The sequence below is a fragment of the Ruminiclostridium hungatei genome, from assembly GCF_002051585.1.
In the GTDB taxonomy this organism is placed as follows: Bacteria; Bacillota; Clostridia; order Acetivibrionales; family DSM-1351; genus Ruminiclostridium; species Ruminiclostridium hungatei.
The window spans coordinates 1-11234 of the sequence record NZ_MZGX01000042.1 but is presented as its reverse complement, the minus strand read 5'-3'; the positions used below and the strand labels follow the sequence as shown (position 1 = coordinate 11234).

Genomic DNA, 11234 nt, shown 5'->3' with positions numbered 1-11234 from the left:
TTAAGGCCAGGTTTCCTTCCAGGTCATACCTGTAGGTCTGAGCCTTGTTCTCTGCATTTGTAACACTCTTCAAGCCTCCGAGGGCCGTATAGGCATAGCGGTGTAAGCTTTCCCCTTCCGTCGGTCATGGACAGCTTGTTTCCCAGCTTGTCATAGCTGTATTTTACCGCTGCTCCCAGAGCATCCGTCACCTTTGCCAGATACCCTCCCGCACTGTATTCATATGTGGTGGAGTTTCCAAGGGCATCTGTCTGCTTTGTCATTTCTCAAATAAAGAGCATCCGAACTTTTTTATATATTCTGTATATTAATTATGATAATTTTATAAAAATAAAAACGATGCAAGAGAATCATCCCTTGCATCTGAAATCTTTTACAAAGTATTCTTCTTCTAAGATTAAATTAAAAATCGCTAGGATCAGAATATTCAATATCATTTTCGTTTAGTTCTATACCTTTTTGTTTAACAAGTTCCATAAAGTACTTAAGAGTATCTTCTAATGCTTCGTCTATCGTTTTACCATAACCTATCCCCCCTTCTGGAGAGCCATCAAAATTACTTTTAACCCTCAAATTAGTGTAGCCAATATATTTACCACTTTGACTTTCAAATATTTTTATTTTAAATTTAGCATTTGGTACTGTTGGAATTGCCCAAATGTCAAATTCTGCAACAAGTTTGTCTATCTTAGAAATTCCTTCAATTTTTATGTTTTTCCAACTCATATCATGTATCCTTTCTTATTGCTTTCCAAATGATATAATCTTACCATCTGACGTCATATCTACATATCTTCCATTTTTATAATATCTAGTAACATTAGGAGTATCCCCACTTATCGAAGCTTTTCGTGCACCTTTAAGATTTCTAGCAAACTCCTCTGATTTTCTTATATATTGCTCAACATCTGCGGCTCCAACTTCAGCTCCATGCTTCATAAAATGCTTAGTCACTGACCTTTCTATAGATTCAAAACCTCCTTTACTCCATGAACTAAAATTTATTTCACTTTTTTCCGCAAACAATTGATAATTTAATTTTAAATATCTTGTTTCTAATGTTGTTAATGTTTTAGTTTCTGCAACTATTCTTTGCTCCAAGGAAAGTTCAGACCATTCTGCCGGAAATTGAATTCCCGATGCCATTATAGCCATTGTAGATTCATTTATAAATTCCTCAATTCCATCCAAAACCTTACTTGCAATGGTAAGAACTTTACCCGGATTTGAATCTAAGAAGTTCCTTAGATTATTTAATTTTTTAATTATTTTATCTTCCTCTGCTTTTGTTTCACTGTTATGCCAACTTATACTTAAATACATAAGATATTCTTGAGATTGCTTATCATATTTACTGTCAACAGAAGGATTATACAATTCTATAGGTAAACCAGTCCCATAATATGGTCCAATTGTCGCCCCCACAGTTTTCCCCATCTCCTTATTCTCAACCACATACCGTCCTGTATTTGAAGTTTGTCTGACGGTAAAATTTAAAGCTCTCAATGCACTTACAAACTGCTTAAACTCATATTCTGTAGCCCGGGTATTAATTGTATTAAGAAAATCCTCAGCCTGCTTAAGCTGTGCTTTAGACAGCTTCCCATATTCTTTTATAATTTTTCTGATTTGCTCAACTGATTTATCTATATTTTTTGAATCTAAATCCAGTGCGGGCGCATATGCTATTTTACCCAATCCGGTTATATTCTTAATACCCTTATCAACTGCTGTTGTATTATCTAGCCCTGTCTCCAGCCAATTTACATATGCTTCTTCATTTTCATTATAAACTAGATTCTCGCTGTAATCTCCAGTATGTACCTCCCCCACACCGCCATAATTGAACAGGTTGATGTTACTTTTCAACCCCCCCGTTATTACCTCAATGCTCTTTATGTACTCATTGGTTTCAGGGTCTTTTTCCTGATTATAGTTAAATATATTTGCTACAGCACGTTCTGCAACATTGACAGCCCTTACTTTACCGTAGTTGTCCAGTGTCATGCTGCTGCCTTTATCAGAAAACAGGGTATCTATAAAGCCTCTGTTTTCTACAAAAACATGCGCATTTGCTGCTATGTTCATGTTCTGAATGTTTGAGTAGTTTATGACCACCCCGGAGCTGACATTTACCGTGTCTGTGCTGTTATATATAAGCTGCGGAAGTACAAAGCCCACCTGCTCTGCTCTGCTGATGCCGTTAACAGCTACCTGGGAGGAAAGGCCCCCGGAATTATACATTGTTACTTCTTTAGCTAAAGTATAGCCTACCTGTGTTGCACCGCTAACGTCTTTTTGATCTATATCCTGAAGCCTTCCTCCCGCATTGTACATCCAAACATGCCCGCAATGTTTCGTTTCAGGAGAAGGTTTGCAGAAGAATAGGCATAGTCGCTTTTCTTCAATACATATTGTATGTCTTTTCCCGTTCCCCCGTCAACATAGCCGCTTGGCTGGAGGGAGGTGTAGGTTTCGTTCTGTGACACCCTGTTTCCGGCACTGTCGTAAGCGTATACCGTCAGCTTTCCCGGTGCGGAAACTCTGAGCATCCTTCCCGCCTTGTCATAGGTATATTCCGTGGTGCCGAAGCTGTCTGTTTTTGCGGTCTGCCTTCCTGCCAGGTCGTAGGTATAGCTGTACTCTGACAGCACTGCCCCGTTGGGCTTTTTGTTCACCAGCCTTACCAGTTGGTTGTCCCTGTCATAAAAGTAGGTCTCTGTAACTCCACCGTCATATTCTACTCCGGTCCTTCTGCCGTTTATTATTCTTCTGTCTCAAAAAGCTTATTGCATTTATTCCACTTACGTAATCCAAAAAGCACAGATATTACAGTACATAGAATAATATATATTAAAAGGTTTATAAGGAAATTTATTGGCAAAATGTAATTTGATATAATTTTTTTAACCAGGCATTTAACTATTGACATAAAAATCGCTCCAGGAAATGCAGCCAGTAATACCCAATTTACTAGTATGTACTTCACTTTGCCCTACTCTTTTACTTTTAACCATTCTTCTCTACTAATTATGCTCAAAACAAGTGACCTCCATTTCAATACACATCAATTATAGAAACTCAACAATATCATCTTCGACCTCTCCAGAAAACAAATAATACACACTATAATTTGCAATTTGTTTCTCACAAAAGAACACCCTCATGGAAGCAGAAACTGTATTGTAACTACACTCTGGCCAATTACCTAAATTAAGAGAGACAGTATGTACGTTATACCTCAATTTTTCTTTGTCAATTCCATCCATAATTTCAGCATATTCAATAGGGTCATCTAGTTCATAATTTTGTAATAGTTTTTTAAATGAACCAATTATTCTACAGGAAATATTTTGGGTATCAGCCCACTGTTTTACTTCATCTATATTCATTATACCCCCCATTTTACTTATTTATAGTTTTTTCAAAAATAATATGTCCTGTTTTTTCGTCATAATTACCAAGTATCCTATAGTGGCTTGTTCCTTTACCAAACACTTTAAGCTCATATTTATATAGCTTCCCCGCTTCCTCAATACCCTTTCCCCCTATTAATTTAATACCATTTTCGCCTTCAGCTCCAACAATTCCCTCGCTTGCGGCTTTTATAAACTTTTCCACACCTTCTTTCCCGAGTGTATCTCTAAGTTCATTATATGTACTGTGCTTTATCCAAGACTTAACCCCTTTTGAAAAGAGGTTTCCTTCTCCACCAACAGGCATAAGCATTCCAGCTATGAACATTCCAGCAGCTAATGCTTTATCGTCTGTTATTTTCATGTCTGACTGGAACATTTGGTTCATTTCAAGCCACTTGTCTCTTTCATTTGCACTTGGGCTACCGCCTAAAAACCAAGAAAACTCATCTGCCGCAGCTGATGTAATTTTTCCAGTCTTATCAATCCACCATTCAATACCATCAGCAGCATCTGCTCTAATATCCTTTGCCCTCTGAACAATTCTATTTTGTTCCTCAATACTGCCAGCAAAATACCAATCAAAGTTTAGCTCAAGAAGCATAGATTGAACAGCAGGACTATAATTTGCATCACTTGATTGCCATACTGGTGAAACTACCTTTATAGTTTTCCTCGTCCCCTTATTCTCAATCACATACCTTCCTGTATTTGGAGTTTGTCTTACAGTCAGATTTAAAGCCCTTAACGCACTTACGAACTGCTTAAACTCATTTGCCGTAGCCCTGGTATTAATTGTATTAAGAAATTCCTCAGCCTGCCTTATTTGCCCTTGAGACAGCTCTCCGTTTTCTTCAAGTATTTTTCTTATTTGCTCAACTGATTTATCTATATTTTTTGAATCTAAATCCAGTGCGGCTACATAAAATGTTTTTCCCCTTCCAGTTACATTATTAATACCATTAAAAGTTGTACTGTTTTCAAGCCCCGTTTCCAGCCAATCTACGTATGCATCTTCATTTTTATTAAAAATCAGATTCTCGCTGTAATCCCCTGTATGTACCTCTCCCACACCGCCATAATTGAACAGGTTGATGTTACTTTTCAAACCTCCTGTTATTACCTCAATGCTCTTTATGTACTCATTGGTTTCAGGGTCTTTTTCCTGGTTATGATTATATATGCTTGCTACTGCACCTTCTCCGATATTAACAGCCCTTACTTTCCCATAGTTGTCCAGGTTAAGGCTGCTGTCCTTGCCTGTATATATAGTCCCTATGTAGCCCTGGTTGGTTATGGAGGTTGAACCGCTTCCTGTGACAACAGTATCCAGCTTCATGGTGCTTGGTACATACATGAAGGTCGAACTCTCCGGGGATTTGTTATAGGCGTCAACTACATCCTTGTTTCCGGAGGTTGAGCCTATTTGCGCTCCGCCTGTTGTTACATTTATATGATTCCCTTCAAATATCACCTTGTCATATATGATATCGGGATTAAGGCCCGTATTCCAGCCAACGGTTATTTCGCTTACATGTCCTTTCCCGTTCTCATCCACATAGTAGTAGTACCCGCTGGGGTCCACATACCTCACCGGATCGTTGGCACAATAGGTGTACAGGTTCAAACTGAGCGGGTTTTCATCCTCGCCCCAATAGCTGTCCTCTGTGGTAAAGCGTCCCAGGTAGGGGTCATAAAATCTGGCCCGCAGGTAATAGAGTCCTGTCTCTATGTCCAGGAATTCCCCGGCGTAGCGGATAGCGTTGCCTGCTGCTGTTTCTATTGTCAGCACCGGATTTCCTAGGCATAGCGGGTAAGCCTGCCCCTTCCGTCAGTAAAATGATAGGCCACATCAGTTGAAACGGTGTGGCCTTCATAATTACTCAAAACTAACATATTTACTTGGATTTCTTCCATTTAATCTTACCCCGGCTATAAACTGAATGGTAGAAAGCCCAACTACTACCAAAGCTACTGTTAAAATTGGTAAAATAGATTCTCCATCAAAGTGCATAAAAATTACTACAAGTATAAGTACAGAGAATATTAAAGATGAAATAACAAAAAACCAACCAAGTACCGAGGGTCTACCCGGATCACTTATTATAGGTGAAATATTCCCACCAGTGTAATGACCCAGATCATATTGATGTTCCTGCCATTCATTTAACTTTTCAAAATACTTATCTTCATAAATCCGAGTACTTAATTTGGATTTAATGTTCTTGTCTTTATTTATCATTTTCGCCTCATTTTATCTTAATCAAGCCTCATTCAGCCTGCTGTAAAAGGCCATTTTCAAGTATATTGTTCAAGCAGATTCATATTGTTGTCAAGTATAGTTATTATTCAAGATTTTAAATAACCTTTGCCAAGAGGCAACTCAATTTTTTTCTTTAAGTCAATTTGGCAAATCATATTTTTGTAATAAGTTCTCAAAGTACTCTTGCATTTCTTGAATTGAAAACCCTGAATATTTATTATCTTCAATTTCTTCACTAGAAAATTCGCCTTTAGCATATTTCTTTATAGTACTAACGGCATTAGATTCTTTGGATTTTACTAAAAATTCAGAGACTAAATGAGCAAACTTCCAATTTTTACGCGTTATTTCTATTGCCACAGGAATCAAGTATGAATATTCGCCAGGGTCAAGTTTGTCAACATCTCCTATCCATAACGATTTGAAATAATCACTAGATTTTTCTTTATAAATTATGTAATTCAAATAAGAATAAGCCCTTATGTCATCACTTGCTAATAAATAACCTATTTCATTATTATCGGTATCTTTTTCCACATTATCAAGATTGAGTATAGATTTTTTTCCTGAATTGGTATAGCAAAATATTTCAATATCATAAGTATACTCTGGGTATATACCAAGCAGCTTTTCTGAGATAAGAAATTTATCGTTCAAGGATGTTGTAATTTCATATGTTTTTTAGCGTAATGTCTTTTATCATTATTGTAGGATGTATACCAATATATCCCAGCCGCAATTAATACTACAGCAATTACAATAATTAAAGTTCCTTTACTTAAAACTAACTTCATTTTATAGTTCACTCCTCATAGTTCCAATATGGGATATAACTTTTCATCTTTATTTGTATATAAGTATTCTTAATAAAAATGTACCCTTGGTGTATAGGCGCGGCTTTGTGATATACGCGATAGCATTCATTTCTTTAAATTATTTTTCAAGTTGGGAAGGCCTATCAGTAATGAATTTGTAGGCAATTTAATTCACCGTGCTAGGTATTCCTAGGTATGGCGTAATATCAACTCCTGCTACAACAACTATCAGTTCTTTAATCCCGTATGCAATCAAAATTAATAATACAATAAAAACAACATATTTTATTGATGCTGTCGGGCAGTATATGGATCTCGCTTTGCCTGAGATGGTTTCCGTTGTCGTCATATACATATCTGGTCAGCTTTCGTGCCAGCTCCCTGCCCTCAGAATCCAGCAGCCTTTCCATTCAAAGAGGTGACTAAACTTTTTTCACAAAGGTCAATTTTGCAAGTTATATTTTATTAATAAACCTTTAAAGTACTCTTTCATCTCATCTTTTGAATACCCAGAATACTCATTATTTTCAATCTCTTCTGAAGTAAACTCTCCTTTAGCATATCGTTTTATTGTGTTTATTGCATCAGAATCGTTAGATTTTATCAAAAACTCAGAAATAAAATGCGCAGCACCCCAATTTTTATACAGTATTTCTTTTGCAATTGGAATCAAATATTTATTTTCATTAATATCAAGTTTTTCAAATTCTAGAATACTTATCGATTTGAAACTTTCACTCGCTCTTTCCTTGATAAGAATATACCTCCAATATAAGTACGCCTTGATATTGGAGCTTGAATACAACACATTAATTTTTTCATCCTCTATATTCTCTACATTTTCAATACTGAGTATTAATTCCTTTTTGTTACTTGAATAATTAAATATATCTACATTATACGTAAAATCAGGAAACTTACTAACCAATTTTTCTGAAACAAAAAATTTATCATTTAAGGAAGTTACAACCTCATATTTCTTTACTTCAATTTGTTCATTCCCATCATTTGGACAAAATATGTACCAAAATACGTAAGTAATAATACCTATTAAAATTAGTATAATAATCAAAATCTTTTTATTGAAACTTGTCTTCATTTTAATAAACCACTCCTTTAACCTTCATTTATATTACTTTTATCTTGTAATATCTTTATATGTAAGCTGTCGCTGCTCGGGCTGTTTGGCCGCCCTTTGCTCTAATTTCATGTCCGCCAATTTTGCTCATTAACTCTGTCCGGGTGTTCTTTCCTGACAGAGTTTTAATTACCAGCTAAATTCGTCCTCAATTATCAGCCTGACTACATAATCGTCAATCAGCTTTGTTGTAACTTACATCTGCCACTTGTACATGGTTACGCTTGGTGCCGTCAAGGTAAAGCCAACCTGTTCCACCATGAATATCCACAGAAACGGAATTAATATAAATTGTGACTGCATCTCTCTGCCGGAAAGATACGGGTACAATCTGCTGCCCTTTACTTTGATGCTCAAGAGAGATCCATTTTCAAATTCTAGGGAGCAGATTCTGCGTAACCAGTAGTAATATGATTTGATTTTTACATTGTTCTGATTGCACCAACTGACAGCCGTCATACCACTGGCTTGTCACGTCTGGACTATCTGAGTCCACTTGTCTGAGCCTGAATTCAGTTTTAGAATCTGTTATTTTATCCGATTTGGAATAGCCTCCTCGGTGATTTCAGACTTTTTAGACAAAGTCTGAAAAATCTAAAAAGTCTAAAGACTATTTGAAAGGATTATCCCATACAGATGGATAAACTACTATGGGCCCTAATTAAGCTCTTACGGTTCACTTAGTAATGGAGCCATACTTGTAGAGAAAATAAGGCCACATTAGCCGAAACTGATATGCTCTCTTCTTCATAAACAGTTTTTATTATTTCAACTATCTACTATAAAAGGAGCATATCAATCTGATACTATGTAACCTTTTTATTTATCTTAATTACTATAACTTTTTTTTAATCTCGTCAGAAAGTTCAAGAATCTTTCTCCATTCTGGAGAACTTTTTACACCTTCTACACTCCATTTTGGACTATCTTGCAATTCCATAACCATACTCCTTAACATAGAACTTTTTTCCATAACTTCACCATTGATTAGTCCTGCATCATTAAGCTTTTGCAAACTATCAATGTGTAAAAATGAAATTACTCCTATATCGAATTCTTCGAAAATGTTATAACCGATTACTACATCATCCTGACTTAGCAAATATATTCCACACTTACTTATAGTATCTACATATAACTCCATGAGTTTATCTATAGAGATTTCCTTCATTCTAAAACTCCCCTTTACTTATTAATAATTGTTGCATTATCACCAATCAACGGTTTATAATCAGAACCTACAACCTTGACCTTACCTGTTGGTCCACTTGAGAATCCATAATATGAACCTTCGTGTACTCCACCTCCCGGATGATAAAAGACTGACGAATTACCTTTCGTAAACTTCCATCCAGTTCCTGCGGAACCATATGTACCTCTCGTCCACCCCTCTCCAAGCATCTTACCAACCTCATCAGCAGACCTTCCCCATAAGGCTCTCGGATTCATTTGAATATCAGGAAAAGAATTTATCTCTGTTTTCCAAAAAACATTTTTATTTCCATATACACTTTTAAAGTACTCATTCCACTCAGCTCCAGTTCTAGGAGTCTTTGCAGAGTTATACACTCCCTTATTCCCAAAATTAAACCCTTTGAAGTCATCCTCAATTTTAGTCCTTGTTTTCAACGCCGAATTATTGCTCGATAATCTTGGGGTAAGCATAACTAATGCCAAACCCTCAAGGCCTTCCCTGGGATGATTTCTTATATAATGCTGTGCCGACATCTCCTGAATCGTATTATCTGAGCAAAATACCGCATCTGCCTTTAGAAGCTTTACATCGTATTCATTCAAACCATACTCATTTGCTACAAGGTCTATAAATTCCCATAATTCCTTGACGCCCTTTCTATATGGTATAAACCAATTATTATCAGGATTGTTATAATACTTCAAGGCATCGTTGTAATATTTATCAATTTCAGCTTTGACTTCTTCTTCCTGTACCAGCCAGGCAGGCTTGTCAAAAGACCATCCGCCCTTAAGCATCTGCTCGATTCCTGTTTGAAATTGCTGTGTATTGCTGAATTGAATATCCTTATGTGCGCCGGAATAAATATTATACAGCCTTAAATATGTCTTTCCTTTTCCATCCTTATGAGTAATTCCTTTTTGACCATTGATAACAATGGTTTCATTTTCTTCTCCTGTTTCAAGGGTTAAATGGCCCCCAAAATTATCTATGGTATTTCTGCTGTTCTTACCCGTAAGCACATTGACAATAGTACCCCTATTCTCAATATACATACCCTTCCGGGAACCATCGGTAATTTCTCCGCCTGTAATATTTTTAATATATCGGCCTTCAGCGTTATAAATTTCAGCGGTTCCATTTTCACCCAGCCCGACCTGATTTATTGTTCCTGAATTATTCAATACCAGGCTGCTGTTTTTCCCGGTGGTTATGGTTTCAATAATGCTCCTGTTATTTATTACGGTATGGCTGCTATCTCCTGTTATGAATTCCGTAACAGTTCCGGCATTTACATTGACGGTTACATTTGAGCCGTCTCGTGTCCTTACGGAGGTCACGCTCTGGTTTATATTTACAGTTGTGCTTCCTGTCGAGGAGCCGTTTCCAAACATGGAGTTATACCAGTCGCTTGTCATGGTCATGTGCCCGTCAACCGAGCTTCCAACTATATTTCCGTCACCGTTATATATTGTCCCCTTTTCGTTGTACAGGCTCTTTGTTATGCCGTTAACCGTGAAGGTGGCACGGCTGGCATCAGCATTCCAGACACTTACATCCGCCACCTTGTACATGGTTACGCTTGGTGCCGTCAAGGTAAAGCCGACCTGCTCCGCACCGCCTACCTCTCTGGGGTCAACCTCACAGGGCTTTCCTGCTGAATTGTACATTGTAACATGCCCGCTGGGGTCCACATACCGCACCGGGTCGTTGGCACAATATGTATAAAGGTTCAATGACAGCGGGTTTTCATCCTCCCCCCAGTAGCTGTCCTCTGTGGTAAAGCGTCCCAGGTAGGGGTCATAAAATCTGGCCCGCAGGTAATAGAGTCCTGTCTCTATGTCCAGGAATTCCCCGGCGTAGCGGATGGCGTTTTCAGAAGTCTCTATTGTCAGCACGGGATTTCCCCATATGTCATATTCGTACTGGTTCTGGGTGCTCCCTGCCGCATCCACTGTCTGCATCACATCTCCGTGGCCGTTGAACAGGTAGTAGCTGGCCTTGCCGTCTGCATCTGTCTTTGATATGTAGTTTATTCCCTTTACATAGCTGGCCCTTGTATTGCCTTCTGCATCTGTTTCCAGGATTACATTCTGCCTGTCGTAGAGGTAGTTTGTCACCTCGACCTTGTAGCCGCTGCCGGATTTCCTTACTGCTTTGCTTACTCTCAGGTCGTCCCCGTCATAGGTGTATTCCGCCATGGTTCTCTCTCCGGCCTTTACGGTTTCCGTCTTATTCAGCCGGTTGAAGCCGTCATAGGTATAGCTGGTCTTTTCTATGAGGCTGTCTATCTCACCTTCCAGGTCGTCACCGTAGGCCGTGCCTTTGGTGGACGGGCGCAGCTTCGTGCTGTCTGGCAGTATATGACTCACACTTTGCCTGAGCTGGTTTCCGTTGTCGTCATATA

12 protein-coding genes are annotated in these 11234 nt (G+C 38.0%); all 12 read right to left on the bottom strand.

All coding sequences use genetic code 11. The features are described 5' to 3' along the window. Nucleotides 1–23: 23 nt before the first annotated feature. Complete coding sequence (locus CLHUN_RS21105; protein WP_080066670.1) at nucleotides 24–263, bottom strand: RHS repeat protein; 240 nt, start codon at nucleotides 261–263, stop codon at nucleotides 24–26. 139 nt (nucleotides 264–402) lie between these two features. Beyond that, nucleotides 403–726 (bottom strand): hypothetical protein, encoded by a 324-nt coding sequence (locus CLHUN_RS21100; protein ID WP_080066669.1) that lies wholly within the window; start codon nucleotides 724–726, stop codon nucleotides 403–405. Nucleotides 727–741: 15 nt separating this feature from the next. Further along, nucleotides 742–2337 carry a hypothetical protein gene (locus CLHUN_RS21095; protein WP_080066668.1) on the bottom strand — a complete coding sequence of 532 codons (1596 nt, stop codon included), beginning with the start codon at nucleotides 2335–2337 and terminating at the stop codon, nucleotides 742–744. Further along, nucleotides 2304–2678 carry an RHS repeat domain-containing protein gene (locus CLHUN_RS21090; protein ID WP_165755818.1) on the bottom strand — a complete coding sequence of 125 codons (375 nt, stop codon included), beginning with the start codon at nucleotides 2676–2678 and terminating at the stop codon, nucleotides 2304–2306. Before CLHUN_RS21090 ends, CLHUN_RS21095 begins: the two co-directional genes overlap by 34 nt. Before the next feature lie 393 nt (nucleotides 2679–3071). Then, nucleotides 3072–3392, bottom strand: coding sequence for a hypothetical protein (locus tag CLHUN_RS21085; protein WP_080066666.1), 321 nt, complete (start codon nucleotides 3390–3392; stop codon nucleotides 3072–3074). 13 nt (nucleotides 3393–3405) lie between these two features. Continuing rightward, on the bottom strand, nucleotides 3406–5208 hold the full coding sequence (locus CLHUN_RS21080; RefSeq protein ID WP_080066665.1) for an RHS repeat-associated core domain-containing protein: 1803 nt from the start codon (nucleotides 5206–5208) through the stop codon (nucleotides 3406–3408). 87 nt (nucleotides 5209–5295) lie between these two features. Continuing rightward, on the bottom strand, nucleotides 5296–5658 hold the full coding sequence (locus CLHUN_RS21075) for a hypothetical protein (protein ID WP_080066664.1): 363 nt from the start codon (nucleotides 5656–5658) through the stop codon (nucleotides 5296–5298). A gap of 159 nt (nucleotides 5659–5817) precedes the next feature. After that, on the bottom strand, nucleotides 5818–6336 hold the full coding sequence (locus tag CLHUN_RS21070; protein WP_080066663.1) for a hypothetical protein: 519 nt from the start codon (nucleotides 6334–6336) through the stop codon (nucleotides 5818–5820). A gap of 600 nt (nucleotides 6337–6936) precedes the next feature. Continuing rightward, nucleotides 6937–7593, bottom strand: a complete 657-nt coding sequence (locus CLHUN_RS21065; protein ID WP_080066662.1) for a hypothetical protein — start codon at nucleotides 7591–7593, stop codon at nucleotides 6937–6939. Nucleotides 7594–7827: 234 nt separating this feature from the next. Further along, nucleotides 7828–7989 carry a hypothetical protein gene (locus CLHUN_RS22235; protein ID WP_165755817.1) on the bottom strand — a complete coding sequence of 54 codons (162 nt, stop codon included), beginning with the start codon at nucleotides 7987–7989 and terminating at the stop codon, nucleotides 7828–7830. A gap of 478 nt (nucleotides 7990–8467) precedes the next feature. Next, nucleotides 8468–8803, bottom strand: coding sequence for a hypothetical protein (locus tag CLHUN_RS21060; protein ID WP_080066661.1), 336 nt, complete (start codon nucleotides 8801–8803; stop codon nucleotides 8468–8470). Between the two features lie 14 nt (nucleotides 8804–8817). Continuing rightward, the coding region (locus CLHUN_RS21055) for an RHS repeat-associated core domain-containing protein (protein ID WP_278247570.1) at nucleotides 8818–11234 on the bottom strand (2417 nt) is incomplete at its 5' end.

Excerpts from the sequence above, each read along its gene's own strand:
- CLHUN_RS21075 (WP_080066664.1), bottom strand. The coding sequence starts at position 5,658 with ATGATAAATAAAGACAAGAACATTAAATCCAAATTAAGTACTCGGATT.
- CLHUN_RS21060 (WP_080066661.1), bottom strand. The coding sequence starts at position 8,803 with ATGAAGGAAATCTCTATAGATAAACTCATGGAGTTATATGTAGATACT.
- CLHUN_RS21100 (WP_080066669.1), bottom strand. The coding sequence starts at position 726 with ATGAGTTGGAAAAACATAAAAATTGAAGGAATTTCTAAGATAGACAAA.
- CLHUN_RS21105 (WP_080066670.1), bottom strand. The coding sequence starts at position 263 with ATGACAAAGCAGACAGATGCCCTTGGAAACTCCACCACATATGAATAC.
- CLHUN_RS21065 (WP_080066662.1), bottom strand. The coding sequence starts at position 7,593 with ATGAAGACAAGTTTCAATAAAAAGATTTTGATTATTATACTAATTTTA.
- CLHUN_RS21095 (WP_080066668.1), bottom strand. The coding sequence starts at position 2,337 with ATGTACAATGCGGGAGGAAGGCTTCAGGATATAGATCAAAAAGACGTT.
- CLHUN_RS21085 (WP_080066666.1), bottom strand. The coding sequence starts at position 3,392 with ATGAATATAGATGAAGTAAAACAGTGGGCTGATACCCAAAATATTTCC.